The following is a 24533-nucleotide window of genomic DNA, read 5'->3' on the forward strand; positions in this document are numbered from 1 at the left end:
GAGGGCGCGTGGCGAGAGACTGAGGCATGGCCGAGATCCTCCTCTTCCACCACGCACTGGGGCTCACCGAAGGGCTCCTGGCCTTCGCCGAGCGCCTGCGCGCGGACGGCCACACGGTCCACTGCCCCGACTGCTACGCGGGACGCACCTTCACCGACACCGACGAGGGCGTCGCGTTCGCGCAGGGCATCGGGCACGATGCGCTGCAGGAGGCCGCGCACAGCGCGGCCCGCCGTCACCGCGGGGCGGACGTGGTGATCGGCTACTCGCTGGGAGCCATGCAGGCGCAGCTGCTCGCGCAGGACCGGCGCCGGTTCCGCGCGTGCCTGCTGGTCGCGGGGGCGCTGCCTCCGGCCGCGCTCGGCGGGGTGTGGCGTCACGAGGTGGCGCTGCAGATCCACGTGGCCGAGCCGGACGAGTGGGTGGTGCCCGAGGAGATCGACGCGCTGCTCTACCACGCGCCCCACGCGCGCATCTTCCGCTACTCGGGCAAGGGGCACCTGTTCATGGACCACTCGACGCTCGAGTACGACGCGGACGCCGCGGACCGCTTCGAGGAGCGCGCGAGCGCGTGGCTCGCGGAGCTCGACGAGCACCAGCGCTCCCGCCAGCCGGCGTAGCGGCGACCCGCCGGGCCGCCTCGCGTCAGGCGCTGCGCAGGCGGCGGCGGATGCGGTCGAGCGCGGCCTCGATGGCGGCCTCGCGCTCCTCGCGGGTCCACAGGCGCAGCGGCTCGGGGTCGGGCACCCAGGTGCCGTCCTCATCGTCCCGGCGCGGCGGCCACGGCATCCAGCGGCGGCCGTGACGCTCGCGCTGGCTCTGCTTGAGGGCGTCGACGCGCTCCTTGTCGGCGACGTGGCGCGGCTCGCGGCTGTAGCTCGCGCCGCCGAGGTCGCCGAGGGTGATCTCGATGCCGTCGGTCCACGAGTAGCGCTCCTGGAAGCGTCCCTCGACCACGGAGAAGACGAGGCGCTCGAGCAGTTCGGCGCTCTCCTCGAGGGACTCGTCGCACGCGTCGCAGCCGCACGCGGGGGCGCGGGCCTCGCCGGCGGCGCCCATGGCGACCACGATCGACGGGAAGGTGGTCTCCGCGATGACGAGCGGCGCGCAGCCGTCGTGGCGCGGCAGCAGGGTCGCGGCGCGGGCGATGCGGACCTGGCCCTGCTCGGCGCTGCGGACCGTGTCCGGGGCGTCCTCGGGCATGCCGTCCGTGTAGCGCACGTCGACGTCGTAGGTGCGCTCGAGGTGCTCGATGAGGGCGTTGGCGACGTCCGCGAGCGGCGCGAACCGCTCGGGGTGGCGCGTCAGCGAGTAGGTGCGCTTGGGCGGCCCGTCGGCTCCCCAGCGGTGGCCGTACGGGATCGCGTTGCCGTCGGGGTCGGTGAAGACCAGCTCCGGCAGCTCGGGCCTCTCGTACACGTGCGCCAGAGTACCGGTCCGGTCAACCTCGGGGTGCGAGCACCTCCGTGACGTCGGCGATCCGCGCGTCGAGCACCTCGACGAGCTGCTGGGTGTCGACCGTCGCGGCGACGCCGGGGGCTCCGCCGCCGATCGACACGGGCCCCTCGCGCGAGACGATGAGCGCGTCGGCGATGACGGGCCAGGGCCGGCCGGTCGCCGGGTCCGGGGCCGCGCCGAACGGGGTGATGGTGCCGCGCTCGTAGCCGGTGACGTCGCGCGCGACGTCCTTGTCCGGCATCGACAGGCGGCTCACGCCGAGGAGCGCGCGCAGCTTGGGCCAGCTGATCTCGCGGTCGCCCGGCACGAGGACCATCAGGTACTCGCCCTCGGCGCGGCGCACCACGAGGGTCTTGAGGATCTGGCGCGGCTCGAGGCCGCGCGCCTCGGCCGCCTCCTCGAGGGAGCGCACGGGTCCGTGGACGGTGATCTCGTGCTCGATGCCGGTGTCCGCGAGCGCGCGGGTCGCGGGGGTGTCGGGGGTGCTCATGGCGTGGTGAACGCGGCGCGGGCGCCGTCTACTCCCCGAGGTACCGCGTGCCGGTCGCGTCGGGCCCCTGGGCCGACACGAACGCGAGGCGCGCGATGCCACGCACGGCGGCGATGAACCACTCGGCAATCATCTCGTCGGCCTCGCCCTCGACGCCCGAGAACGCGGCGACCACGCCGTGGCGCACCACCCCTCCCGGGTAGACGATGTCGCCCGCGGCGTAGAGGTGAGGCTGGTCCATGCGCACCCGCGAGGTGTCCATCCCGGTGCGCTCCGCGACCTTCGCCTTGGCGACCGCGTAGCCGTAGGTCTTGGCCTCGGTGTCGCCGATGCTGCCGGCCCACAGGAGGGTGCCGGGACGGGCCGGGTCCATGACGACGAGGTCGCCGACCGCGCCGCGGATGACGCCGTTCGCGGCCGCCCTCTCGATGGCGGGGATGACGAGCTCCCACGCCTCGGCGCAGAGCTCGGGGGTCAGTCCGGTGAACATCCGTGTCCTTCCTCGCGTGGCTCCACGCTAGCGCCGCGGCGGGCGCGGCGTGCGAGGCTCAGCGCGCGAGGCTCGGCGAGAGCGGCTCAGCGGGCGAAGCGCTGCTCGTAGGACAGCAGCGACGGGGCGTTCCACTGGAGGCCGGACGGCACCTCGGGGTGCGGCGTGAAGAAGCCGTCGCGGAACTCCGTGCCGCCCATGACGGGGCCCGTGCCCACCGAGAACGCAGGGACGATGTCGCCCACGTACCAGTCGGTGAAGACGTCGATGCCCTTGTGGAAGACGCCGAACGTCACGACCCAGTAGATGCCGTAGACGAGCGCCGCGCCGAGCAGCAGCTGGATGACCACGTCGATCCACGCGATGCCGGTCGACCCCACCGCGCGAGGCGCGGCGACGGACTGCGATCGCGTGCCGCGAGCCGGCCAGTGGACCCGGAAGTCCCTGCTCCGACGCGGACCCCACGATCCGACCGAAATGTGTGGAACTGTCATGGTTTACCCCCGAATCCATAGCACCGCGGATGGTCACTTCGCGCAACCGGAACGCGGTTACGAATATTCCAATCTGCGGTAAAGACGTCCTCAACGGCCCAAGCGTTGTGCCAAGAACGGTTAACGTCGTGTGAACTCTCGTGCCGGCCCCGGTTTCGCGACGGGCGCGGGTCACGGCATGATGCGGGGAGGACGATGCGCCGGCGGGGCGCACACCGAGCGGAGGGGGCCGCACGTGAGCGACAAGGACGACGAGACGCCGGTCATCCCGCTGCGCGAGGCACCCGGCGAACGGGCCGCGTGGGGACGATCACCCCTGGTGATCGCCGCATGGATGCTCGTCGAGTGGCTGCTGGTCACGAACGCGGTCCAGCCGTCGTCGCGGATCCGGATCGCGGCGCTGCGCGCGTTCGGCGCGACCATCGGCGACGGCGTGATCTTCCGTCAGCGCACCCGAGTGAAGTTCCCCTGGAACCTCGAGGTGGGCGACGACTGCTGGATCGGCGAGGGCGTGTGGTTCCACAACCAGGACCGCGTCGTCGTAGGTCACGATGTCGTGATCTCCCAGGAGACCTTCATCACCACGGGCAGCCACGCGCACCGGCGCAACATGGCGCTCATCACCCGTCCGGTCGTGATCGAGCCGGGCGCGTGGGTGACCTCGCGGTGCATCGTCACCGGCGGCGTGACGCTCGGCCGCTCGTGCCTGGTCTCCCCCGGCGCCGTCGTGATGAAGGACGTCCCCGCGGGACGCATCGTCGCCGGCAACCCGGGCCAGGACGCCGGGGCGCGCTTCCAGCCGCAGCCCAAGCGCGGCTGACCCCTCCCTCCCGGCGGCATCGCGCCGCCCTTCTCAGGCCGCGAGCGCGACCGTTCCCATGCCCGCGGCGGTGCCGATGCGCGCGGCCTCGCCCAGCGTGCGGGCCGGTCGCTCCAGCCACACGGTGTCCGAGGCGTAGTACGTCAGCTCGGTCGACGCGGACAGCGGCAGCGCCGCGACCACGGCGGGGACGCCCGCGCCCAGGAGGCGCAGCATCGGCCGCACGAACTCGTGGTCGCCCGAGGCGATCACGACGGAGCCGTACCGTGCCGCGACGAGGTCCACGTCCTCGAGGCACGCGCACAGCGCGAGGTCCGCGCCGGACTCCCCCGGCCGCGTCACCACGCGGGCGCCGGGCGCGAGGTCCGCCGCGGTGAAGACCCAGTCCGGGCCGACGCCGATGACGAGCTGGTCGCGGCCGGCCCGGAAGTCGACGGCCTCCAGCGTGCGCGTGAGCGCGAGCGCCCAGCAGGCGTCGGAGGCGAGCTCCGGCGCGCAGCCCAGCAGGTTCTCGAGATCGACGACGACGAGCCTGCGGCCCGCGTCACGGTGCGTTCCCTTCATGGTGTCCCCCCAGCGGATCGGTGTGGGTACCACGCTATGGAGGGGGTCCGACAGTCAGCCGTCGACGTCCTCGTCGACCCAGTCGAGCGAGCGTGCGACCGCCTTCTGCCAGTTGCGGTAGAGCCGGTCGGCCTCGGCGCGCGGCATGGTCGGGTGCCAGCGGCGGTCCTCCCGCCAGTTGTCGCGCAGCTCGTCGAGGTCGCCCCAGAACCCGACCGCGAGCCCCGCGGCGTACGCCGCGCCCAGCGCGGTGGTCTCCACCACCTCGGGCCGGATGACGTCCGCACCCAGGATGTCCGCGAGGAACTGCATGAGCAGCTCGTTGGAGGTCATGCCGCCGTCGACGTTGAGGGTGTGCAGCGGGACGCCGGCGTCGGCCTCCCCCGCCTTGACCACGTCGCGGGTCTGGTACGCCGTGGCCTCGAGCACGGCCCGCGCGAGGTGCGCCTTGGTGACGTACTGCGTGAGGCCCAGGACGGCGCCGCGCGCGTCGGGCCGCCAGTACGGCGCGAACAGGCCCGAGAACGCGGGCACGAAGTACGCGCCGCCGTTGTCGGGCACGCTCGCCGCGAGCGGCTCGATCTCGCTCGCGTCACGGATGGTGCCGAAGTTGTCGCGCAGCCACTGGACGAGCGCGCCCGTGATCGCGATCGACCCCTCGAGCGCGTAGTGCGGAGGCGCGTCGCCGAGCCGGTAGGCGACCGTGGTGATGAGCCCGTGCTCGCTCATGATCGCCTCGAGACCGGTGTTGACCAGGAGGAACGTGCCGGTGCCGTAGGTGCCCTTGGTCTCGCCCTCGTGGAAGGCGGCCTGGCCGAAGGTGGCGGCCTGCTGGTCGCCGAGGATGCCCGCGATCGGCACCTCGCGCAGCAGCGAGCGGCCGCCCACGTGCCCGTAGACCTCGGAGGAACTGCGGATCTCCGGCAGGAGCGCGCGCGGGATGCCGAAGGCGGCGAGGAGGTCGTCGGACCAGTCGAGCGTGCGGAGGTCCATGAGCAGCGTGCGGGAGGCGTTGGTGACGTCGGTGACGTGGATGCCGCCGTCGACGCCCCCGGTGAGGTTCCACACGAGCCACGTGTCCGGCGTTCCGAAGGCGAGCTCGCCCGACTCGGCCGCGTCGCGCGCGCCGGGCACGTGGTCGAGGATCCACGCGATCTTGGTGGCGCTGAAGTACGTCGCGAGCGGCAGCCCGGTGGCCTCGCGGAAGCGGTCGACGCCGCCCTCGTCCGCGAGCGCGTCGACCATGGGCTGGGTGCGGGTGTCCTGCCACACGATGGCCGGGTAGACGGGCTCGCCGGTCGCGCGGTCCCAGATCATCACGGTCTCGCGCTGGTTGGTGATGCCCAGCGCCTCGATCTCGAGGCGCGTGATGTCGGCCTTCGCGAGCGCCTGACCGATCACGAGCCGGGTGTTGTCCCAGATCTCGTGCGGGTCGTGCTCGACCCAGCCGGCGCGCGGCAGGTGCTGGCGGTGCTCGAGCTGGGCCTGGGACACGATCCGGCCGCCGTGGTCGAACACGATCGCGCGCGTCGAGGTGGTGCCCTGGTCGATCGCCATCACAAAGGACATGCGCCTCACGCTACCCGCGGCATGCTCATCCTGCCTGCTAGCAGTCCCTACGAGGGCGCGACCGAGGTCGACGGCGCCCGGCCGACCCGCACCGCCTCCCGCGCGGCGAGGATGCGCTCGATCTCGTCGGCGCGGCGCCGCCGGCTCCATCCGAGCTCGCGTCCCACGATCTTCGCGACCTCCTCGAGCAGCGCCGGTGCGACCTCGCCACGGAACGTCAGCTGGGTACGCCGCTCCACCACGTCGGTGAGCCGCACCACGTGCTCGGCGCGCGCGATCCACGCGATCTCCGCGCGCGTGTACGACGGCGCGTGGCGCAGGTGGCGCCCCTCGTCCCACCGCGATCGCCCGCGGCGCTCGATGGCCGCGACCTCCTCCGCGCGTGTGCCGTACCGGTCGAGCAGCACCCCGGCCCGCGCATCGTCCCCGGGCAGGTGGACGGCGATCCAGTCGCCACGGTCGTCGGGGCGCGGGTAGTCGCGCCCGCCGCCGATCGGGAGGGCGGCGGTCGAGACGCGCCGCTCGCGGCCGAGGATCCCCAGCACCTCGTCGGCGATGCGCTCCCCCAGCGCCCGGTGCGTGGTCCACTTGCCGCCGACGACGCTCACCAGCGGCACGTCCCCGCCCGGCAGGGTGGACCGCTCGAGGCGGTAGTCGCGCGGGATGCGGCCGGGATCGGCATCGGAGGCACGCGGCAGCGGCCGGATCCCGGCGAAGCGGTGCACGATCTGCTCGCGCGTCACCGGGATGCCCGGGAACACCCGCGCGGCGAGCTCGAGGAAGTACGCGATCTCCTCGTCGGTGCAGACGGCGGGTTCGCGCGGGTCCGCCGGCAGGTCCGTGGTGCCGAGGATGACCCGGCCGTGCTGGGGGTGGATGAGGACGATGCGCCCGTCGTGGTTCTCGAAGAAGATCTCCCGACCTCGGCACGCGGCGTGCAGCGCGGGGTTGTCGAGCACGATGTGGCTGCCCTTGGTGCCGCCCATGAAGGCGGTCTCCTCGCCGAGCGTCGCGTTGGTGAGGTCGGTCCACGGCCCGGACGCGTTCACCACCACGCGCGCGCTGATGCGCGCGGTCTCGCCCGTGACGACGTCGCGCACGTCGACCGTGGTGGACGATGCGCCGGTCGCCTCGACGTAGGTGGCGAGCCGGGCGCCGGGATGGGCGGCGAGCGCGTCGAGCGCCATCTCGAGCGCGAGCCGCTCGGGGGCGCGGACGGCGGCGTCGTAGTAGGTCGCGGTGCAGCGGATGGTGGGGTCGAGGTCGGGCAGCTCCTCGAGCGACCGCGTGCGGCCCGCGAAGGTGTGGCGGGGCACGCCGGTGCCGTCCTCGGCGCGGCCGGCGTGCGAGTACTCGTCGTAGAGCGTGAGGCCCGCCTTGATGAGCATCGAGCCGCGCGGCGCGCGCCGGGCGGGGCCGCGGCCCGCGAGGAAGCGCAGCGGCGCCGAGGCCAGGCCGGACCAGATCGTGTGGATCGGGACGGTGGTGGGCAGCGGGGTGACATGGTGCGGGGCGTTCGCGAGCAGCGCGTTGCGCTCCGCGACCGCCTCGCGCACCAGCCGGAACTCGCCGTTCTCGAGGTAGCGCAGGCCGCCGTGGATCATGCGCGAGCTGGCGGCGCTGGTGGCGGCGGCGACGTCGCCGCGGTCGATCAGCGTGACGTCGACGCCCTGCAGCGCCAGGTCGCGGAAGGCCGCGACGCCGTTGATGCCCGCGCCGATGATGAGCACGTCCGTGACCGGGCGGTCGCGCAGGTCGGCCCAGGCCGGGCGCGTGTCCCGGCCCCCGGGGCTGCGGCGCGGGGCCATGCCGCCATGGTGCGCAGGTGTCAGCCAGGTGCGCAATAGATGACCCGTCCCCGATCGTCGCCGCCCCGGGCCTCCCCGCCCGATCGCGCTGCGGGGAGCTCAGCGACGGTCTGAGGAGATCTGCGACTCCTGCGGGGAGCTCAGCGACGCTTGGTGCGGCGGTTGCGCTGGTCGTGCGCGGCCTTCGCGGCGAAGGCGCCCCACAGCGGCAGGATCACGCCGAGCGCGATGACGAACTGCGGCAGGCCGGCGCCGGCGTGGGGAAGGTCGCGGAACAGCCACACGAACCAGCCGACGACGGCGATCGCGAGCACCGCGAACCCGTTCACCGCGGCCATCGATCTGTGGTTCTTGTTCATCTCGCGCGCCCCCGCTCCCGTGCTCGTCCACCATCGAGGCTCCCCCGCGGGCCCCGCGAGCCTCAAGCCACCACTTGTGGGGGCACCGCTCCGTTTGCCGCGCATCGTCCCGCGCGTGACCATGGAAGGCAGGGTCCCCACTCCGAGCTCACAGGGAGCGGATCATGACTGCCATCAAGGACGCCGCCGACGCCTTCCTCGCGCACAAGCGGATTGCCGTCACGGGCGTGTCACGCACGCCCGGATCGCACGGCTCGAACGTGGTCTACCAGCGGCTTCGTGAACGCGGGTACGAGGCCTTCGCCATCAACCCGAACGCCGAGTCCGTCGAGGGCGGGCCCGCCTACCCCAGCCTCGCGGCGGTGCCGGGCGGCGTGGAGGCGGTGATCATCGGCACGCGGCCCGACCGCGCGCTCGACACGGTCAAGGAGGCCGAGTCGCTCGGCATCAAGGACGTGTGGATGCACCGCGGCCCGGGCCAGGGAAGCGTCGACGATGCGGCGGCCGCGTGGGGTCGCGAGCACGGCATGGCCGTCATCGACGGCGGCTGCCCGTGCATGTTCGGCCCCACCGCCGACGGCGGGCACAAGTTCATGTGCTCCTTCATGAAGCTCACCGGCAACGTCCCACGCCAGGTATGAGCAGCGTCGTCGAGCAGGGGCGCTGGCGCGCGATCGACGTCGGCGGGGCGAAGCTCGACCTGTGGGAGACCGGAGTGCGCTCCGACAAGCCGCCGGTCATCCTCATCGGCACGGCGCTCACCGCCGACGAGCTGCTGCCCGTGGCCCGGCTGCTCGCCGCGGACCTCGGGCGCCCCGTGCTGGCGTACCGCCGCCGCGGCTACGGCACCGCGGGCACCGTCGCGGGGTCCGGGTCCGTGCGGCTCGACGCGGGCGACCTCGTCGCCCTCATGGACGAGCTCGACATCCCGCGCGCCGTCATCGTGGGCGTGTCCTACTCGGGGGCCGTCGCGCTGCAGGCCGCCGCGGACCATCCGGAGCGCTGCGCGCGCGTGGTCGCGATCGAGCCGCCGCCGGTGCAGTCGGCCTCGGCCTCCGCGTTCCGCGTCGCGAACACGCGCCTGGTGACGGAGTACGAGCACCTCGGCGCGGTGCGTGCCGCGGACCGCTTCCTGTCGCGCCTCATGGACCCGCACTGGCGGCTCGACGTGGAGCGCATGCTCCCCGGCGCGGTCGCCCAGGCCGAGGCCGACGCGGAGACCTTCTTCACCGCCGACATCCCCGCGCTGCTGGCATGGGACTACACGGAGGCGGATGCGGCGAAGGTGACGGCGCCGGTGCTGCTGGTGAGCGGCACCGCGAGCGCGCACTGGTTCGAGGAGGAGATCGAGGCGATCCGCGCGTGGTTCCCCGACGTCGCTCACGTGTCGCTTCCCAACGCCGACCACTCGATGGCGCTCACCCACCCCACCGAGGTCGAGGCCGCCGTCGCGGGTTTCATCCGGGACGCCGCGGAGTGAATCGGACGGATCGACGCCCCTGCTATCCCCACAAGTGGGGGCAGGCGCCTGTCGGCCCCCGTCACTAGGGTCGGACTCATGCAGGCACTGAAGGACGATATCCAGCTGGACCTCGGCGACGAGGACGCGTGGATGTGGATCTGGTTCGTCGGGTGGACCCTCGCGGCGGGCGCGATCGCCGGCAGCATCTTCACGGACGCGTGGGGCGCGTTCGGCTGGAAGGCGGCCCTCGTCGGGGCCGCGCTCGGCGCGCTGTCGACCATCCCGCTGATGGTGCTGTTCCGGACGCTCCGCGCGCTGCTGCTGAACGCGTCCGGGCCGACCGCCGCGGGCCCCGGCGCCGCGACCCTGCCCGACGACGCCGGCTCGGAGCACGCCGCCGCCTGAGGCGCATCGTCCCGCTGCCGGGCGACGCCGGTCCGCGGCGTGTCGCGCCGGACGAGGCGTGTCGCGCCGGACGAAGTATTCCCTCCCCCTTGTTCAAGGAATCCCTGAAACAGGTGCGCGACCGGCTGTCGGACGTCGGCGCTACCCTCGCGGCATGCGCCTGCTCCACACGTCCGACTGGCACATCGGCCGCGCGTTCCACGGCCACTCCACCGACGAGCACCTCGCCACCGTGCTCGACGCGATCGCGGACGCGGTGCGCGCGCGCGGCATCGACGCCGTGATCGTCGCCGGCGACGTCTTCGACAGCTCCACCCCCAAGGCCGACGCCTTCACCCTGCTCAACCGTGCCCTGCGCGACATCCGCGAGGCCGGAGCCGAGGTGCTGCTCACCTCCGGCAACCACGACGGCCCCGCGCGCCTGGGCCACATGGCCGACTTCGCCGCGTTCGGCGGCGTCCACCTCCGCACGCGTCTGCAGGACCTCGCCAGCCCCGTCGCGCTGCGCGACGCGCACGGCGACGTGCTCCTCTACGGCATCCCGTACGTCCACCCCGAGTTCCTGCGCGCCGCATTCCCCGGCTTCGAGGGCTCCACCCACCAGGAGGCCCTCGCCTTCGCCATGGGACTGATCAGGGACGATGCGGCGGCTCGGGGCGGCGCCGACGGTCCGGCGCGGTACGTGGTCGCCTCGCACTGCTTCGCGTCGGGGGTCTCGGACACGACGGAGGAGTCGGGACGCGCGGAGGAGCGCGACATCTCGCGCGGCGGCCTCAACATCGTCGGGATCGGCACGTTCGACGGGCCCGACTACGTCGCACTCGGCCACATCCACTCGCACGCGACGCTCGCGCCACGCGTCCGCTACTCCGGCGCACCGCTGCGGTTCAGCTTCGGCGAGATCTCGGGGACCAAGGGGGCGTGGATCGTCGACCTCGGCGCGCCCGGCTCCGAGCCGGTCGTCGAGTGGCTGGAGCTGCCCACGCCCCGCTCGGCGGTGCGCCTCACCGGCACGCTCGAGGAGCTGCTCGCGCCCGGCGCGCACACGGAGGCCGAGGACGCGTGGGTCGACGTGGTCCTCACCGACGACCAGCTGCCCCGCGACGCCATGCGCGCACTTCAGACGCGCTTCCCGCACGCGGTGACCCTCACGCATCGTCCCGCCACCCGCCACGACCACGGCGAGGCCACCTACGCCGAGCGCGTCGAGGGCCGCAGCGACCTCGAGGTGGTCGACGAGTTCCTCGGGTACGTGCGCAACGGCGCCGCGCTGTCCGAGGCGGAGAGGGGCCTGATCGCGGAGGCCCTGGGCTCGCTCGAGGCGAGGGAGGCGACCCGATGAGGATCCTGCGCCTCGAGCTCGAGGGATTCGGCCCCTACCTGGACCGCCAGGAGATCGATCTCACCGCCTTCGAGACCGAGGGCCTGTTCGCGATCACCGGCAGGACCGGCGCCGGCAAGTCGACCATCCTCGATGCGATCTGCTTCGCGCTGTACGACAAGGTGCCGCGCTACGAGAAGGCCGAGCCCGTCCTGCGCAGCCACTTCTGCGGCGAGGACGACCCGACCTCGGTGGCCGTCGACTACGAGGTCGGCGCGCGGCAGTACCGGGTGTGGCGCTCCCCCGCCTACGAGCGCGCCAAGAAGCGCGGCACCGGCACCACCACCAAGGGAGCCGAGGCGAAGCTGTACGTCCGCCGCGGCGCCGAGTGGGAGATCCTCGCCGCGATGCCGCGCGAGGTGGGCGAGCACGTCTCCGCGACGGTGCCGCTCACGGGCGAGCAGTTCCTCCAGGTGATCCTGTTGGCGCAGGGCCGGTTCGCGGAGTTCCTCAAGGCCGACACGTCGGAGCGGCGCACCGTGCTGCGCTCGCTGTTCGGCACGCGCCGCTTCGAGGATCTCGAGCAGCACATCCGCGAGATCGCGAAGACGCGGCAGGCCGCCGTCGACGCCGCGGACGGTCAGCTCGCGGGGCTCGTCGAGCGTGCCGCCGTTCTCGTGGGCGTGGACGCGCCGACAGTCGCCGAGCGGGACCCGTTCTGGCAGGACGCCGCCGCGTCGACCGCCCGGGCCGTCGATGCCGCGACCGCGGCCCGTGGGGATGCGACCACGGCCGCCGAGGCGACCGCCGCCGCGCTGAACGAGGCGCGCGAGGTCGAGCGTGCCCGCGACCGGCTCTCCCGGGCACGCGTCACCGTCGCGGACCTCGAGGCCCGCGCGGACGAGCAGGCGGCGCGCGAGGCGCGCGTCGCATCCGCGCGGCGGGCCGTGCCCGTGCTGGGGCCGATGCGTGAGGCCGAGCGCGCCGAGCGCGCCTCCGCCGAGGCGTCCGACGCGCTGGAGCGGGCGCGCGAGGTCGCGGCCGCGGACCCTGCGGCCGGGCTCGCGTGGCCCGCCGGCGATCTCACCGACGCGGGCGAGGCGGGCCTGCGGGAGCGGGAGTCGGAGCTCGCGGGCGAGATCGGCGCGCTGTCCGGAGCGCTAGCCGCCGAGCGGTCGATCCCGTCGCTCGAGGCCACGCATGCGCGGAAGACCGAGGCCGCCGCGGCCGCCGCCGATGCGGTCGAGGCGACGCGCGCCGCGCTCGACGCGCTTCCCGAGCGCGAGCAGGAGCTGCGCGAAGCGCTCGAGGCCGCCGGCACGCAGGCGGCTCGGGTCGAGGACCTCGCGGGCGCGGTCGAGCGCGCGCGGACGACCGTGGAGGCCCACGGGCTCGTCGACCGCCTGTCCACCACCCTCGACCGGGCACACGCCTCCGAGGCGGGCGCCGCCGAGACCCACGCGGCCGCCGCGACCGCCCACGCCGCTCTCGTCCAGCGCCGGCTCCGCTCGCAGGCCGCGCACCTCGCGTCCGAGCTCGAGGACGGCGCGCCGTGCCCCGTGTGCGGCGCGACCGACCATCCCTCCCCCGCGCGGCCGTCCGACGACCACGTCACCAACGAGGCCGTCGACGCCGCCTACGAGGCCCTGCAGGCGGCGGATCGCGCGCTCGCGGGCGCGCGCGACGCCCGCGCCGAGGCCGACCGCGCGCTCGCCGCGGCACGCGAGAAGGCCGGCGAGGGCGATGCCGAGGCGGCGGCCGCGACCCTCGAGACGGCCCGGACCGAGCACGCCGCCGCCCTGGCCGCCGCCTCCGAGCGCGACCGCCTCACCCGAGAGCTCGAGACGCTCGCCACCCGCGAGGCGGCGCTCGTCACCCGCCGGGAGGAGCAGACCCGCACCGTCGCGACGGCCCAGGAGGCCGTCACCCGCGCCGCGACCGAGCTCGCATCCGCGCGGGACCTCGCCGCGCATCGTCCCGACGGCTACGCCACCGTGGCCGCGTACGCCGACGCCCTCGCCTCGGCGCGCTCCCTCCTCGCGAGGCTGATCGCCGCGACCGGAACAGCCGACGACGCCGCCGCGGCCCACGCGAAGGCGACGGCAGCGCTCGACGAGGCGCTCGCATCGTCTGGGCTAGCCGGCATCGAGGAGGCCCGCGGGGCAGGCCTCGAGCCCGCCGCGTTGACGCGCCTGGAGGCCGAGGCGGAGTCCTACCGGAGCGACCTCGCGGCGGCGCACGCGGTGGTCGCGGAGCTGTCCGACCGGGAGCTGCCGGAAGAGGCCGCGGATCTCGAGGCGCTGGCGGCGGCCGCCACCGAAGCCGCGGGTGCGCGCGACGCCGCGATCGAGGCCGCCACGGCTGCGGCCGGACGCGCGCGGGACTTGGACGCGCTGGCGACGGAGTACCGGGAGCTCGGCGAGTCGACCGCGAGCGCCCGCGCGGAACGCGACGTGGTCGCCACCCTCGCGGACGCCCTCGAGGGCAAGGCGCCGAACGAGAGGCGGCTGCGGCTCGAGTCGTTCGTGCTGGCGTCCAAGCTCGAGCGGATCATGGCGGCCGCCAACGTGAGGCTGCGGACCATGTCGAGCGGCCAGTACCAGCTCGAGCACGACGACTCGGCGCAGTACCGCGGCAAGGAGACCGGCCTCGCGCTGAGGATCGCGGACGCGCACACGGGCCAGGCGCGTTCGACGCGCTCGCTGTCGGGCGGCGAGACGTTCCTTGCGTCGCTCGCGCTCGCGCTCGGGCTCGCGGAGACCGTGACGGCGGAGGCGGGCGGCATCGAGCTGTCGACGCTGTTCATCGACGAGGGCTTTGGCTCGCTCGACGGCGACACCCTCGAGGTGGCGATGTCGACGCTCAACGACCTGCGCGACTCGGGCCGCACGGTGGGGCTGATCTCGCACGTCGAGGCGATGCACGACGCGATCCCGGCCCGCCTCGAGGTCACCAAGGCGGCGGACGGCTCGAGCCGGGTCGAGGTGAAGGTCGGCGAGGTGGACTGAGGTGCAACGCGAACCAAGCGTCGTGTCGGATGCCCGCGCATGAGCGAGCAGAACGTGCGCATCCCGCTTCTGGGAGCTCTCGCGCTGATCGCGTTGGGCTCGATGCTGGGCGCCGCTGCCACCTTGGTGACGCTCGACGCCGGCGATGTCGATCTCGATTGGGCGCGGATCATCGGCTACGTCGGCGACCTCGGTCCGATTGCGACGGCGCTCGCAGCGGTCGCTGCAGGCGTCGTGGGGCTCACCACGCTGCGCCAACGCGCCTATGCAGACGCGAGAGCCGAGTGGTGGAGGCGCGCGCAGTGGGCGGCTGAGCGTCAGCTCGCGCTTGACCCGAATGAGCGACGCGTCGCTCGCGGCGTGCTGCTGGCGCTCGCGTCCGACCCGTTGGCGGGCGGCGAGGGCTCGCGCGAGTCGCAGTTCCTGGAGGCCTTCACCGCTGCGGAGATGGTGCACGCGTCGGACTCTGACCCGCACAATGGATCCAGATGGCGCAGGACCTCGCTGCGTCGATGGGGAGGGGCCGATTCGTGAGCACGTCTGAGATCCGCGTCAGCCCGCTGGAGCGCGAGCAGGTGGAGCTCGCGCGGATCCGCGTCCAGGCGCTCACCAACCTCGGCGAGACTCCGGACCCTCGGCTCCAGAAGCTTGCCGAGACCGACCTCGGCGACGGCATCCGGTTCACGCCCCGAAGGCTTCGCAGGCCTCGCCGGCTCCTGCGCTACTAGCCGAGAACGCGCTGACGCGAGCCGCGCGCCCCCGAGCTCACCGCGCGCCGCACACGCCGCGCCTGCCAGACTCGAGGTGAGGGGTTGATGGTGACGGCGCATGGACAGGCATCTCTTCAGCGACGAGTCGAAGGTCGACGGCTTCCGCTTCGCGGGCGCCGTGGTCGACGCCGACGACCTGCACCGGCTGCGCCGTGAGGTCATGGACTGGCGCGTGGGCACCGCGCGGCGCTGGCACACCTCGAAGGAGAAGCCCGAGGCGCGCAAGCGTGCGCTGCGCAGGCTCGTGCGGCTCCGCGACAGCGTCGACATCGTGATCGTCGAGCACGCCAAGACCCACCCCGAGTACGTCGCGCGCGAGGCCTGCGTCGACGCCCTCGCCCGCTGGGCCTCCGACCACGAGGTGACGCACTGGGTCCTCGAGCAGGACGCGCCGGTCGAGTACCGCGACCGGCAGACCATCGCCATGCTCATGCACACCGGCGAGATCCACCGCATGAGGTACCGCCACGAGGCCGGACCCGCCGAGCCGCTGCTGTGGATCGCCGACTTCGCCGCCTGGCTGTGGTCCAAGGGCGGGGCGTACCGGGACGCGATCGCGCCGCTCGTCGTCCACCACGAGGTGGTGAGGGAGCCGCAGAACCGCGGCCGGAGGCACGCCGCGTGATCATCGCGGCGCGCACGCCCCCGGACAGCGCGAAACCCGGCTGACCAACCATCCGGGAGGCTGCCGGGTTCACTGCTCGGAGCTACTGCCCTTCGCTACCTCCATTATCTCATCCCCGCAGGGCCCGGGCAATGGAGGCGGAGCAGGGACGATGCGCGTCGCGGGACTGTGCGGAAGCGGCGGGGCGACGCACAAGCGGCGGACCGGTGCGGGCGTGGCGGACCGGTGCGGGCGTGGCGGCGCGGTGCGGGCGTGGCGGCGCGGCGCGCGCTACTTGCTCCGCAGTGTTCTAGGAATTGCTGAAATGGCCCGTCCGGGGTGGCGTGCGCCGCGGCGTGTCGGCCGAGAAGGACGCGCTCGCATACCGCTGTTCTAGGAATTCCTGAAACAGTGGGATGCGAGCGCGTCTCCCCGTGGGACACGCCGAGGGCGGAAGCGGACGCGACGACACGCGGGGCCACGCCAGGCCGCGCACGGGACCGGCCCACGGACCCCGGACCCCGGACCCCGGACCCCGGACCCGACCCCCTGCCCTACCCCAGCGCCTCGAGGTCGCCGTCGATGACGCGCACCTGGCGGTGGCCGGCGCCCATGGTGTCGGCGTGCGCGAGCGCCCGGGCGCGATGCCCCGCCAACGCCAGCCCCACCGCGACCACCGCCGCCGTGGCCGCCGCCTCGAGCACCGCCCATGCGAGGTGGTGCGGGATCGATACGCTCCAGGCGCGCGCCGCCAACTGCGACGGCGCCCCCGCCGCGTAGACGCCCCACAGCACCAGGGACGATGCGACGACGCTCACCCATGCGGCCACGCCCGACGCCAGCACGACCCAGCGGTCCCCCGGGAGCTCGCCGCGCCAGCGCGCGACCGCCCGCAGCACGCCCCGGTAGACCGCCCATCCGACCAGCACCCCCGCGACGCCCATGACGAGCACGTTCGCCCCGAGGGCACCCACGCCCCCGTCGCCGAGCACCAGCGCCTCGAAGCCGAGCACCCCGGTCATCGTGAGCAGCCCCAGCCATGGACCGAGCGCGACGGCGAGCAGCGTGCCGCCGATGACGTGGGCGGTCAGCGTGCCGCCCATGCCGAGCGGCACGTCGAGCAGGTGCGCGACGAGCACCGCGCCGGCGCCGGCCGCAGCCAGCCCCCAGCGCCTCTCGCCGCGCCGCAGCGCGACACCCGCGTAGGTGACGGCGCCGATGGCGGCCGCCCCCGTGACGATCAGGACCCCGGGGTCGAGCACCCCGCTCTGGATGTGCATGATGAACCCCTTTCAGGCCAGCACCACGGCGGGTGCGGGAACGGCGCAGCGGTTGACCGCCGCAAGCTCGGTGAGGGTGGCCGCGCGGACACGGTCGCGGCGCGCGGTGTCGAGGCGGTCGCACACCCAGTCCCAGTGCAGCGACACCCAGTCCCCCGCGTCGAAGGCCCGCGCCAAGGACTGCCCCTCACGGCGGAAGCGCGCGGTCTCGGTGGTGACGGGTCCCAACCGCAGGAAGCGGCCGTCCCACGCGAGATGGCGCCCCTCCACCACGGCGGTGTCGCCTGCCACGGACACCACGCGCCCCCAGCGGATGCGGCACTTGTCGAGCACCTCGAGCGGCGCGTCCACATGCCCGCCCCTCATGAGGCCCACCCACGGGTAGACACCGAACACGTGGAAGCTGTGGTGCGGGGTGCCGCCCATCGCGACGCCCTCGACCAGGCGCGCGAACTCCTCGCGCGTCAGACGCGACCGGAACCTCGACTCGAGGGAGTTCGCGAAGGCCGTGCCGCCGCATCGTCCGACCGCCGAGCCGCCCAGCCAGTAGGCCTCGACCACCTCGGGGTCGAGGGGCGACCGCCCCAGGCACTCGCCGATGAGCTGGAGGTACGGCCACGCCCCCTCGAAGCCGCGCGCCACCTCCTCGAGCGCGCGGCCGGACGCGCCGGCGTCGACCCGCTCGAGCAGCTCGCCGGCCCGGTCGGGCCCGCAGTAGCCCAGGTCGTTGGGCGGGAAGGCGTAGCGGCCGAAGATCACCGCACCGTCGGCGGGCAACGGTGGACGATGCGACAGCCGCGCGGTCATGTCGGGGCGCCTCGGCGGGTCGGGAGCAGGAAGATCAGCCCGCCCGCGGCGAGCATGACGAGCCACGGCAGCTGCGAGGCCAGCGCCGCGCCGTCGAGGGCGCCCGCGAGCGCCGCGGTGACGACCGCGCCGAGCACGAGCACGGCGGTGACGTCGACGGCCTGCGCCCGGGAGAGGGCCTGGTGCCACGTGAGGACGTAGCCGGCGAGCAGGACGCCGGTGACGACGACCCACGCCCACTGGCCGGCGGTGCTCGGGATCACGTTCCCGAGGCTTGAGGTCGCGCCGGACCAGGCGAGCAGCGCGACCGAACCGCCGACCATGCGCGTGAGCGACAGCGTCCACGGGGTCATCGACCCCAGCAGGCGCTTCGACACCACGACCTCGACGGCCCACATGAGCGTGGCCGCCGCGATGAGCGCGGTCCCCCGGTCCGCGACCAGGCCCACATCGCCCGCGAGCCCCCACTGCGCCAGGACCAGCAGCCCGATCGCGCCCAGGTGCCACCACGAGAGCCGTTCCTTGAGCGCCACCACGGCGAGCAGCGCGACCCACACGATCAGCGTCTTGTGGAGGAACGCCGCCTGCGTCGAGGCGGTCGAGGCGAGCCCCTGGAAGAACAGCACGAACGGGACCGCGCCGCCGAAGACGGCGACGAAGGCGAGCCCCCACCACTGGCGAGCCCGCGTGGGGCGCGACACGCGTGCCCCGGCGGGCCGGGCCGCGACGAACGCGGCGGCGATCACGAGGGCCGCCATCGCGTTCTTCGCGGTGGTGTACGCGGTCGCGTCGCCGTACGCGGCCACGCCGTTGGAGTTGACGTACACGGCGACGCCGGAGATGAGGGCCGTCGCGCCCGCGAGCGCGATGCCCCTGCCACGGGTGGAGATCATGTCGTCGCCTCCGGTTGGGAGTCGCGGATGCGCAGCGCCTCGAGCGCCTCCTTCTCCGAGATCCGCTCGAGCGCGAACCCGGATTGGACCACCACCCAGTCGCCGGGCGTGATGTCGTCGTCCGACACGGTCATCTCGAGCACCAGCTGGCGCTTGCCGTGGTCCTCGACGACGGCGCGGCCGTCGGCGTGGACCTCGATGACCTGGGCGATGGTTCCTAGGCACATGACTGCACTTCCTCTCTGAGCGCGATGAGCTCGGCGGCGGCCGTGGCGACCGCGGCGTCGAGGTGGTCCCGGACCTCCGGGGACATGGGGCCGAAGTCGAAGGTCTTCGCCTCGACCCCGACGACCGTCACATGGCTGGGCAGCGTGCCCAGCGTGCGGGCGAGCTCGACGGCGCCGGCCAGCCCGAAGGCGTGGCTGCCGCCGCGGCCCGCGGCCATGAAGGCGCTGGTGGGCAGCGGCTCCCCGCTGTCCCCCACCTCGCGGATGTGGAGCCGGCCCGGCGGGTTGCCGGACGCGACGGCGTCGATGACGAGGGCCGCATCGTGCCCCGTCCACAGCCGGACCAGCTGGGTGGGGTCCTCGCGGGTGACGACGTCGACCCCCTCCATCCCCAGCGCGTCGAGACGCTCGGCGACGGCGGCGCCCACCGCATCGTCCCCCCGGTCGGGGCTGCCGAGGCCGACCACGAGCACCCGTCCGCCGGTCATGACCGCTTCACCCGCAGGTCGAGGAAGTGGGTGGCGCACGAGATGCAGGGGTCGTAGTTGCGGATGGCCTCCTCGCAGCGGTGCGTGAGCGTGTGGTCGTCGAGGTCGATCCACTGCTCGGCGGCCTTGCGCAGGTCCGCCTCGATGGAGGCTTGGTTCTGGGAGGTGGGCGGCACGATCTGCGCGTCCTCGATGACGCCGTCCGCGTCGATGCGGTACCGGTGCCAGATGAGGCCGCGCGGCGCCTCGGACGCGCCGATGCCCTCGCCCGCGACCGGCGCGACCGGCACCGACGGCGCGTACCCGTCGCGCCACGCGTCGACGATGCGCAACGCCTCCTCGAAGGCGTACGCGAGCTCGACGGTGCGCACGATGATCGACTTGAACGGGTTGCGGCACGTCTCCCCGAGTCCGGCCGTGAGTGCGGCCTCCTGCGTGGTGGGGCTCAGCTGGTCGAAGTTGAGGCTGTAGCGCGCGAGCGGGCCCACGAAGTAGGGCTTGCCGTCGAACGATGCGTGCAGGGCGTTGGAGTGGGCGACGTGGAACTCCGTGACGTGGTCGGCGATCTCGGTGACCGGGAAGCGCACGCCGCTCGTGGCGACCACCTCGGTGCCGCGCTCGAGCGGGTACCAGTCGGGGTGGCGCAGGGAGACATAGTTGTAGTCCTGCTCCATGTCGGGGAAGTCGAAGGTCGCGACCATGGCGACGGCTGCCAGCGCATCGTCCCTCCCCTGCTCCAGGGCGGGGCGGAGCCGCTGCAGCTCGGCGACGGTGGGCATCCGGTAGAAGCCGCCGACCTTGACGTTGACGGGGTGGATCGCGCGGCCGCCGACGGCGGTCATGAGGTCGTTGCCGGCCTTCTTGAGGCGCAGCGCCATCTGGACCACCTCGGCGTGGTCCTTGGCCATCTCCAGCACGGACTCGTAGCCCAGGAAGTCGGGCGCGTGGAGCATGAAGATGTGCAGCGCGTGGGACTCGATCCACTCGCCGCAGTAGAGCAGGCGGCGCATCAGCTGGATCTCCGGCGTGGTGGTGACGCCGCAGATGGTCTCCATCGCCTCGGTCGACGCGGACTGGTACGCGACCGGGCAGATGCCGCAGATGCGTGCGGTGATGTCGGGAGGCTCGGTGAACTTGCGGCCACGCAGGAAGCCCTCGTAGAAGCGTGGCGGCTCGAAGATGTTGAGCTGGACGGACTCGACGCGGCCGTCCTTGAACTCGATGTGCATGCCGCCCTCGCCCTCGACGCGCGCGAGCATGCCGACCTGCATCACCTGGCCGCCGTCCTTGAGCTGGTGGGTCATGTCGGACCTCCGGTGGACGATGCGGCGGCCGCCTGGTCGCTCGCGGCGGCGAACTCCGGGGAGCCGGCGTTGAAGGTGCGGTAGACGCGGACGATGTCGGCGTTGGACATGCCGAGCTCCGCGAGCTGGCGTGTCATGGCCTCGGTGTTCGCGGAGTCCTGGGGGCCGAAGCAGCCGTAGCAGCCGCGCCCGTAGGACGGGCAGAGCGCGCCGCATCCGGCCTGGGTCACGGGGCCGAGGCAGGGCGTGCCGGTGGCGACCGGGACGCAGACGTTGCCCTTGAGCTTGCACTCGACGCACACCGAGTACGTGGGGATGCGGGGCTTGCGGCCGTTGAGGAACGCGGCGAGCACCTCGACCAGCTGGGTCTTGTCGACCGGGCAGCCGCGCAGCTCGTAGTCGACGTCGATGTGGCTCGCGATCGGGGTGGAGGTGTCGAGCGTCGAGAGGTACTCGGGGTGGGCGTAGACGATCGAGCGGAACTCGTCGACGTCGGCCCAGTTGCGCAGCGCCTGGATGCCGCCCGCGGTCGCGCACGCGCCGATCGTCACGACCGTGCCGGACTGCGCGCGGATCTCGTGGATGCGCTTGACGTCCTCGGGGGTGGTGATCGAGCCCTCGACGAGGCTCAGGTCGTAGGGACCGGCGACGATCGCGCGGGTGGCCTCGGGGAAGTACGCGATGTGGATGGACTCGGCGATCTGGAGGAGCTCGTCCTCGCAGTTGAGGATGCTCAGCTGGCAGCCGTCGCAGGACGCGAACTTCCACACCGCGAGCTTGGGGCGGGCGTCGGGCGGGGTGGGCTCGGTGGCGACCGCCGCATCGTGCTCGTGCTCGTGGGGGTGCGTGTGGGCGTGCTCGACCATGTCAGCACCCCCTCCGACGAGCGGGCGGTGCGAGGAATCGGATGTCGTCCATGACACGCCTCCTCTAGCGACGCTAGGCCGCTATCCGGGGCGTGAAAGGGACCTTGGTCCGGGTGGGGCCTGCTACCCGGCCGGTTCCTGGGCAGGCGCGGTCTCGACGATCTCGTTCGCGACGCCGTAGGGCACGTGGACGCCCATGATGAAGTCGGTGGCGTCCTCGAGGTGGGTGGCCTGGTCGTCGAAGAAGATGTGCGGCTTCATCACCTCGAGCACCTGCGACTTCGCGACGCCGCCGAGGAAGAACGCGTCGTTGACCTCGACGCCCCAGTCGCGCAGGGAGCGCACGGCGCGCTCGTGGGCCGGGGCGGCGCGGGCCGTGACGAGGGCGATGCGCAGACGCTCCTCGTACGCCGGGTCGGAGTCCTTGCGGGCCCGCTCGAGCGCCTGGATGCGGTTGAGGTCCTTGAGCAGGGGCTGCAGAAGGCCCGGGCGGAGGGCGTGGTCGCGACGGTCGACCTCGTGGTCGCGGAAGGCGTCCATGCCGGCGGTCTTGAAGATGCGCTCGGAGCCGTCGTCGGCGAGGACGCCGTCGAAGTCGAAGGCGATGCGCAGGCCGGGGTCCGACGCGTCGTACGCGGCCGCCGATGGGAGGACGTGACCCGCGGGGAAGCCCGCGGCGATCGCATCGTCCACGTCCTCGCGGTTGCCGGACAGGAACAGCGACATCTCGAGCGCGCCGATGTACGCGTACGGCGCCTGTCCCTGCGTGAAGACGGCGCGGGTCATCGTGAGGCCTTGCGCCTCGATGGACCGCATCACCCGCAGGCCGGTGCTGGGGTCGTTCTGCGAGAGGACGATGATCTCGACCAGGGGGTCGTCGGCGCGCAGGTCGTTGAGCGCGAGGAGGCGCTGGACGAACGGGAAGGCGGCGCCGGGCTCGAGCGTCTCGTCGATGCGCTCGTCCTGGTAGTGCCGGTACGCGGTCTCGCCGTGCTCGCGGAAGTAGGCGTCGGACTCGGCAAGGTCGAACAGCGCGGACGAGGCCACGCCCACGACCAGGCGGTTGTCGAGTGCGTACCGCATGCGCAGCGGGTCTCCTTCGCGTCGGGGGCAGGAGTTCGACCCTAGCGGGCGGGACCGACAGCGGTCACTCCCCCTTCGCCTCGGGCGCGCTCAGAGCTCGCGGACGTTCATGAGCGGCTCGAGGCGCGCGAAGTCGAGCACAGGCCCGTCGACGCACACGAACAGCTCGCGCAGCTGGCAGTGGCCGCACAGTCCCACGCCGCACTTCATGCTGCGCTCCATGCTGAGGCGGATCTTGGGCTTGGGGACGCCGCGGGCGTTGAGCGCGGTCGCGGCGGACCGCATCATCACCTCGGGTCCGCACACGAAGGCGAAGGCGTTGCGGGGGTCGAAGCCGGCCCGGGCCACCAGCTCCGTCACGAAGCCGACCTTGCCCTTGTAGCCGTAGGGCGCGTTGTCGACCGTCATCTGGAGGTTGACGCCGTCGAGGTCCGCCCAGCGGTGCATCTCGTGGCCGTAGAGGATGTCGTCCGGCGTCCTGGAGCCGTACAGGAGGAGCACCTTGCCGTAGGCGTCGCGGTTGCGGAGCACGTCGAGGATCGCGGGGCGCAGCGGGGCCAGGCCGATGCCGCCGGTGACGAACACGACGTCGTGGCCCACCGCATCGTCCGCGTCCCATGACGTGCCGAAGGGGCCGCGCACGCCGATCTCGGTGCCGGGCGCCGCCTCGACGAGGGCGCGGGTGACGGCGCCGACGTTGCGGATGGTGTGCTCGAGCGGCGCGGGGCTGGCCGGGTCGCCGGAGATGGAGATGGGCACCTCGCCGACGCCGAAGGCGTGGAGCATGGTGAACTGGCCGGCCGCGAAGTCGAGCGGTGGCCCGCCGTCCGCGGGGTCGAGCAGGAGCGTGAAGGTGTCGCGGGTGTCCTGGCGCACGTGGGTGATGACGTAGCGGCGCGGGACCATGGGGTCGGCGGGCTGCGAGCCGGGCGACGATGCGCGGGTTGCGGTGGTGGTCATGAGACGCCTCCTCTAGCGACGCTAGGACGCTGTGGGCGAGGCGGAAGGGACCTTGGTCCGGGTGGGGCGCGAGGCTAGGCGCCGTCGCCGGCGATCGCGGCCGCCGCATCGGCGAACACGGGCGCGAGCGAAGCCCTCCACCTCGGCAGGTCGACGGCGAGGGTCAGCCACGTCATGGACCGATTCACACGGTCGTACTGGTGGATGATGAAGTTCCTGTTCGCGACGGCGAGCGCCCACTCGACGCCGTCGGGCGCGAGGACGCCGAGCCGTGCGAGCCGGTTCGCCGCCTCGCCGAGCTTCATCATGAGCGAGTCGCCCGCCTCCTGAAGGAGGTCGTCTGCCAGATAGGCGTCGCGCCCGCGCTGCGCGATCTCGTCGACGCGGTCGAGCCACCCCTCGATGTGGAGGAGTTCCTTGGCGGCACGGCGATCCATCACAGGAGCACCGCGTCGCGACGGATGTCATCGTCGAGACCTGGTCGGAGGCTTCCGTATTCCACCAGATCGACCTCGCGGCCGAGCACCTGCGCCAGCAGCCGTGCGAACGCGACGAACTCCAGCGACGACGTGCCCTCCGGCGCCTCGACGAGCAGATCGACGTCCGACTCCGGCCTCGCCTCACGACGCGCGACCGAGCCGAACACCGCGAGGTGTCCGTAGCCTCGCTCGCCAGCGAGCGCGGTGAGCACCGGCGCGGCGGCGCGCACGAGATCAGCCGGGTGCACGGCGTCGAGGTTGGGCGCGAACTTGAGCTGCTGACTGACCGCAGGCTGCGAGATCCCCAGCTCCCTCGCGACCCCGCTCTGCGACATCCCGGTCGCGAGCATGGCGCGCAAGGCGAGAACGCGACGAAGTCGCGCGATCTCCTCATCTCGTCGCGCATCGCGATACGCGGAAGCCAGCGTCATAAGGCAATCTTATGAACCTGCTACAGGTCTTGACTATCCCCTGTGAACGATGCGCGCGCGCCTCGGCATGCACCGCCGCACAGCACTTGCCCC

The 24533-nt window shown here is 73.1% G+C and carries 29 protein-coding genes; 10 read left to right on the forward strand and 19 right to left on the reverse strand.

Annotated elements, in window-relative coordinates; all coding sequences use genetic code 11:
• The first annotated feature begins 26 nt into the window (after positions 1–26).
• Positions 27–620 carry a dienelactone hydrolase family protein gene (locus QQX09_RS07845; RefSeq protein WP_301133152.1) on the forward strand — a complete coding sequence of 198 codons (594 nt, stop codon included), beginning with the start codon at positions 27–29 and terminating at the stop codon, positions 618–620.
• Positions 621–645: 25 nt separating this feature from the next.
• On the opposite strand, the gene QQX09_RS07850 is transcribed toward QQX09_RS07845, so the two are convergent.
• The 4 genes from QQX09_RS07850 to QQX09_RS07865 all read right to left on the reverse strand — a co-directional run bounded on the left by QQX09_RS07850 (position 646) and on the right by QQX09_RS07865 (position 2818).
• Positions 646–1419 carry a DUF6226 family protein gene (locus QQX09_RS07850; RefSeq protein WP_301133154.1) on the reverse strand — a complete coding sequence of 258 codons (774 nt, stop codon included), beginning with the start codon at positions 1417–1419 and terminating at the stop codon, positions 646–648.
• A gap of 22 nt (positions 1420–1441) precedes the next feature.
• Positions 1442–1948, reverse strand: coding sequence for an aminoacyl-tRNA deacylase (locus tag QQX09_RS07855; RefSeq protein ID WP_301133156.1), 507 nt, complete (start codon positions 1946–1948; stop codon positions 1442–1444).
• Between the two features lie 28 nt (positions 1949–1976).
• Complete coding sequence (locus tag QQX09_RS07860; RefSeq protein WP_301133157.1) at positions 1977–2438, reverse strand: heme-degrading domain-containing protein; 462 nt, start codon at positions 2436–2438, stop codon at positions 1977–1979.
• A gap of 86 nt (positions 2439–2524) precedes the next feature.
• Positions 2525–2818: a hypothetical protein gene (locus QQX09_RS07865; RefSeq protein WP_301133159.1), complete on the reverse strand. Its 294-nt coding sequence runs from the start codon at positions 2816–2818 to the stop codon at positions 2525–2527.
• A 349-nt stretch (positions 2819–3167) separates the two neighbouring features.
• Here QQX09_RS07865 and QQX09_RS07870 point away from each other — a divergent pair, with 349 nt between their 5' ends.
• The gene (locus tag QQX09_RS07870; RefSeq protein WP_301133162.1) at positions 3168–3752 is read left to right on the forward strand and encodes an LbetaH domain-containing protein; all 585 of its coding nucleotides are present in this window, start codon (positions 3168–3170) and stop codon (positions 3750–3752) included.
• A 33-nt stretch (positions 3753–3785) separates the two neighbouring features.
• On the opposite strand, the gene QQX09_RS07875 is transcribed toward QQX09_RS07870, so the two are convergent.
• The 4 genes from QQX09_RS07875 to QQX09_RS07890 form a co-directional block, all read right to left on the reverse strand.
• On the reverse strand, positions 3786–4316 hold the full coding sequence (locus tag QQX09_RS07875; RefSeq protein ID WP_301133164.1) for a hypothetical protein: 531 nt from the start codon (positions 4314–4316) through the stop codon (positions 3786–3788).
• Between the two features lie 54 nt (positions 4317–4370).
• Entirely contained in the window at positions 4371–5885 is a 1515-nt protein-coding gene (gene glpK, locus QQX09_RS07880; protein ID WP_301133166.1) for a glycerol kinase GlpK, read from the reverse strand.
• 47 nt (positions 5886–5932) lie between these two features.
• Complete coding sequence (locus QQX09_RS07885) at positions 5933–7693, reverse strand: glycerol-3-phosphate dehydrogenase/oxidase (protein WP_301133168.1); 1761 nt, start codon at positions 7691–7693, stop codon at positions 5933–5935.
• Positions 7694–7833: 140 nt separating this feature from the next.
• Positions 7834–8052, reverse strand: coding sequence for a hypothetical protein (locus QQX09_RS07890; RefSeq protein WP_301133170.1), 219 nt, complete (start codon positions 8050–8052; stop codon positions 7834–7836).
• Positions 8053–8216: 164 nt separating this feature from the next.
• Here QQX09_RS07890 and QQX09_RS07895 point away from each other — a divergent pair, with 164 nt between their 5' ends.
• The 8 genes from QQX09_RS07895 (at position 8217) to QQX09_RS07930 (ending at position 15643) form a co-directional block, all read left to right on the forward strand.
• Positions 8217–8693 (forward strand): CoA-binding protein, encoded by a 477-nt coding sequence (locus QQX09_RS07895; protein WP_301133175.1) that lies wholly within the window; start codon positions 8217–8219, stop codon positions 8691–8693.
• The gene (locus QQX09_RS07900; protein WP_301133177.1) at positions 8690–9532 is read left to right on the forward strand and encodes an alpha/beta fold hydrolase; all 843 of its coding nucleotides are present in this window, start codon (positions 8690–8692) and stop codon (positions 9530–9532) included. Before QQX09_RS07895 ends, QQX09_RS07900 begins: the two co-directional genes overlap by 4 nt.
• Positions 9533–9610: 78 nt before the next feature.
• Positions 9611–9919 carry a hypothetical protein gene (locus QQX09_RS07905; RefSeq protein WP_301133180.1) on the forward strand — a complete coding sequence of 103 codons (309 nt, stop codon included), beginning with the start codon at positions 9611–9613 and terminating at the stop codon, positions 9917–9919.
• 154 nt (positions 9920–10073) lie between these two features.
• Positions 10074–11261: an exonuclease SbcCD subunit D gene (locus QQX09_RS07910; protein ID WP_301133182.1), complete on the forward strand. Its 1188-nt coding sequence runs from the start codon at positions 10074–10076 to the stop codon at positions 11259–11261.
• Positions 11258–14248 (forward strand): AAA family ATPase, encoded by a 2991-nt coding sequence (locus QQX09_RS07915; protein ID WP_301133184.1) that lies wholly within the window; start codon positions 11258–11260, stop codon positions 14246–14248. Before QQX09_RS07910 ends, QQX09_RS07915 begins: the two co-directional genes overlap by 4 nt.
• Before the next feature lie 39 nt (positions 14249–14287).
• A complete protein-coding gene (locus tag QQX09_RS07920; protein ID WP_301133188.1) occupies positions 14288–14782 on the forward strand; it encodes a hypothetical protein in 495 nt (164 codons plus the stop codon).
• A complete protein-coding gene (locus QQX09_RS07925) occupies positions 14779–14976 on the forward strand; it encodes a hypothetical protein (protein ID WP_301133190.1) in 198 nt (65 codons plus the stop codon). The genes QQX09_RS07920 and QQX09_RS07925 overlap by 4 nt, the downstream gene beginning before the upstream one ends.
• Before the next feature lie 100 nt (positions 14977–15076).
• Positions 15077–15643 (forward strand): hypothetical protein, encoded by a 567-nt coding sequence (locus QQX09_RS07930; RefSeq protein ID WP_301133192.1) that lies wholly within the window; start codon positions 15077–15079, stop codon positions 15641–15643.
• A gap of 533 nt (positions 15644–16176) precedes the next feature.
• On the opposite strand, the gene QQX09_RS07935 is transcribed toward QQX09_RS07930, so the two are convergent.
• From QQX09_RS07935 to QQX09_RS07985, 11 genes are all read right to left on the reverse strand, one after another.
• Positions 16177–16902 (reverse strand): energy-coupling factor ABC transporter permease, encoded by a 726-nt coding sequence (locus QQX09_RS07935; RefSeq protein WP_301133194.1) that lies wholly within the window; start codon positions 16900–16902, stop codon positions 16177–16179.
• Positions 16903–16914: 12 nt separating this feature from the next.
• Positions 16915–17709, reverse strand: coding sequence for a DUF6390 family protein (locus QQX09_RS07940; RefSeq protein WP_301133197.1), 795 nt, complete (start codon positions 17707–17709; stop codon positions 16915–16917).
• Positions 17706–18602 (reverse strand): DMT family transporter, encoded by an 897-nt coding sequence (locus tag QQX09_RS07945; RefSeq protein WP_301133200.1) that lies wholly within the window; start codon positions 18600–18602, stop codon positions 17706–17708. The genes QQX09_RS07940 and QQX09_RS07945 overlap by 4 nt, the downstream gene beginning before the upstream one ends.
• Positions 18599–18829: a HypC/HybG/HupF family hydrogenase formation chaperone gene (locus QQX09_RS07950; protein WP_301133202.1), complete on the reverse strand. Its 231-nt coding sequence runs from the start codon at positions 18827–18829 to the stop codon at positions 18599–18601. The genes QQX09_RS07945 and QQX09_RS07950 overlap by 4 nt, the downstream gene beginning before the upstream one ends.
• The gene (locus tag QQX09_RS07955; RefSeq protein ID WP_301133204.1) at positions 18820–19317 is read right to left on the reverse strand and encodes a hydrogenase maturation protease; all 498 of its coding nucleotides are present in this window, start codon (positions 19315–19317) and stop codon (positions 18820–18822) included. The genes QQX09_RS07950 and QQX09_RS07955 overlap by 10 nt, the downstream gene beginning before the upstream one ends.
• The gene (locus tag QQX09_RS07960; protein ID WP_301133206.1) at positions 19314–20621 is read right to left on the reverse strand and encodes a Ni/Fe hydrogenase subunit alpha; all 1308 of its coding nucleotides are present in this window, start codon (positions 20619–20621) and stop codon (positions 19314–19316) included. The genes QQX09_RS07955 and QQX09_RS07960 overlap by 4 nt, the downstream gene beginning before the upstream one ends.
• The gene (locus QQX09_RS07965) at positions 20618–21487 is read right to left on the reverse strand and encodes an NADH-quinone oxidoreductase subunit B family protein (protein ID WP_301133208.1); all 870 of its coding nucleotides are present in this window, start codon (positions 21485–21487) and stop codon (positions 20618–20620) included. Before QQX09_RS07965 ends, QQX09_RS07960 begins: the two co-directional genes overlap by 4 nt.
• A gap of 123 nt (positions 21488–21610) precedes the next feature.
• On the reverse strand, positions 21611–22570 hold the full coding sequence (locus QQX09_RS07970) for a 5'-nucleotidase (RefSeq protein ID WP_301133210.1): 960 nt from the start codon (positions 22568–22570) through the stop codon (positions 21611–21613).
• A 90-nt stretch (positions 22571–22660) separates the two neighbouring features.
• The gene (locus QQX09_RS07975; protein WP_301133212.1) at positions 22661–23530 is read right to left on the reverse strand and encodes an FAD/NAD(P)-binding protein; all 870 of its coding nucleotides are present in this window, start codon (positions 23528–23530) and stop codon (positions 22661–22663) included.
• Between the two features lie 74 nt (positions 23531–23604).
• Positions 23605–23967: a HepT-like ribonuclease domain-containing protein gene (locus QQX09_RS07980; RefSeq protein WP_301133214.1), complete on the reverse strand. Its 363-nt coding sequence runs from the start codon at positions 23965–23967 to the stop codon at positions 23605–23607.
• Positions 23967–24440, reverse strand: coding sequence for a nucleotidyltransferase domain-containing protein (locus QQX09_RS07985; RefSeq protein ID WP_301133216.1), 474 nt, complete (start codon positions 24438–24440; stop codon positions 23967–23969). The genes QQX09_RS07980 and QQX09_RS07985 overlap by 1 nt, the downstream gene beginning before the upstream one ends.
• Positions 24441–24533 lie beyond the last annotated feature (93 nt).

Source organism: Demequina litoralis, assembly GCF_030418455.1.
GTDB classification, from domain to species: domain Bacteria; phylum Actinomycetota; class Actinomycetes; order Actinomycetales; family Demequinaceae; genus Demequina; species Demequina litoralis.

Bases quoted from the DNA above. Each gene is read 5' to 3' on its own strand.
- QQX09_RS07845 (WP_301133152.1), top strand. From the start codon at position 27: ATGGCCGAGATCCTCCTCTTCCACCACGCACTGGGGCTCACCGAAGGG.
- QQX09_RS07855 (WP_301133156.1), bottom strand. From the start codon at position 1,948: ATGAGCACCCCCGACACCCCCGCGACCCGCGCGCTCGCGGACACCGGC.
- QQX09_RS07860 (WP_301133157.1), bottom strand. From the start codon at position 2,438: ATGTTCACCGGACTGACCCCCGAGCTCTGCGCCGAGGCGTGGGAGCTC.
- QQX09_RS07875 (WP_301133164.1), bottom strand. From the start codon at position 4,316: ATGAAGGGAACGCACCGTGACGCGGGCCGCAGGCTCGTCGTCGTCGAT.
- glpK (WP_301133166.1), bottom strand. From the start codon at position 5,885: ATGTCCTTTGTGATGGCGATCGACCAGGGCACCACCTCGACGCGCGCG.
- QQX09_RS07885 (WP_301133168.1), bottom strand. From the start codon at position 7,693: ATGGCCCCGCGCCGCAGCCCCGGGGGCCGGGACACGCGCCCGGCCTGG.
- QQX09_RS07890 (WP_301133170.1), bottom strand. From the start codon at position 8,052: ATGAACAAGAACCACAGATCGATGGCCGCGGTGAACGGGTTCGCGGTG.
- QQX09_RS07895 (WP_301133175.1), top strand. From the start codon at position 8,217: ATGACTGCCATCAAGGACGCCGCCGACGCCTTCCTCGCGCACAAGCGG.
- QQX09_RS07900 (WP_301133177.1), top strand. From the start codon at position 8,690: ATGAGCAGCGTCGTCGAGCAGGGGCGCTGGCGCGCGATCGACGTCGGC.
- QQX09_RS07905 (WP_301133180.1), top strand. From the start codon at position 9,611: ATGCAGGCACTGAAGGACGATATCCAGCTGGACCTCGGCGACGAGGAC.
- QQX09_RS07910 (WP_301133182.1), top strand. From the start codon at position 10,074: ATGCGCCTGCTCCACACGTCCGACTGGCACATCGGCCGCGCGTTCCAC.
- QQX09_RS07915 (WP_301133184.1), top strand. From the start codon at position 11,258: ATGAGGATCCTGCGCCTCGAGCTCGAGGGATTCGGCCCCTACCTGGAC.
- QQX09_RS07920 (WP_301133188.1), top strand. From the start codon at position 14,288: ATGAGCGAGCAGAACGTGCGCATCCCGCTTCTGGGAGCTCTCGCGCTG.
- QQX09_RS07930 (WP_301133192.1), top strand. From the start codon at position 15,077: ATGGACAGGCATCTCTTCAGCGACGAGTCGAAGGTCGACGGCTTCCGC.
- QQX09_RS07935 (WP_301133194.1), bottom strand. From the start codon at position 16,902: ATGCACATCCAGAGCGGGGTGCTCGACCCCGGGGTCCTGATCGTCACG.
- QQX09_RS07940 (WP_301133197.1), bottom strand. From the start codon at position 17,709: ATGACCGCGCGGCTGTCGCATCGTCCACCGTTGCCCGCCGACGGTGCG.
- QQX09_RS07945 (WP_301133200.1), bottom strand. From the start codon at position 18,602: ATGATCTCCACCCGTGGCAGGGGCATCGCGCTCGCGGGCGCGACGGCC.
- QQX09_RS07950 (WP_301133202.1), bottom strand. From the start codon at position 18,829: ATGTGCCTAGGAACCATCGCCCAGGTCATCGAGGTCCACGCCGACGGC.
- QQX09_RS07955 (WP_301133204.1), bottom strand. From the start codon at position 19,317: ATGACCGGCGGACGGGTGCTCGTGGTCGGCCTCGGCAGCCCCGACCGG.
- QQX09_RS07960 (WP_301133206.1), bottom strand. From the start codon at position 20,621: ATGACCCACCAGCTCAAGGACGGCGGCCAGGTGATGCAGGTCGGCATG.
- QQX09_RS07965 (WP_301133208.1), bottom strand. From the start codon at position 21,487: ATGGTCGAGCACGCCCACACGCACCCCCACGAGCACGAGCACGATGCG.
- QQX09_RS07970 (WP_301133210.1), bottom strand. From the start codon at position 22,570: ATGCGGTACGCACTCGACAACCGCCTGGTCGTGGGCGTGGCCTCGTCC.
- QQX09_RS07975 (WP_301133212.1), bottom strand. From the start codon at position 23,530: ATGACCACCACCGCAACCCGCGCATCGTCGCCCGGCTCGCAGCCCGCC.
- QQX09_RS07980 (WP_301133214.1), bottom strand. From the start codon at position 23,967: ATGGATCGCCGTGCCGCCAAGGAACTCCTCCACATCGAGGGGTGGCTC.
- QQX09_RS07985 (WP_301133216.1), bottom strand. From the start codon at position 24,440: ATGACGCTGGCTTCCGCGTATCGCGATGCGCGACGAGATGAGGAGATC.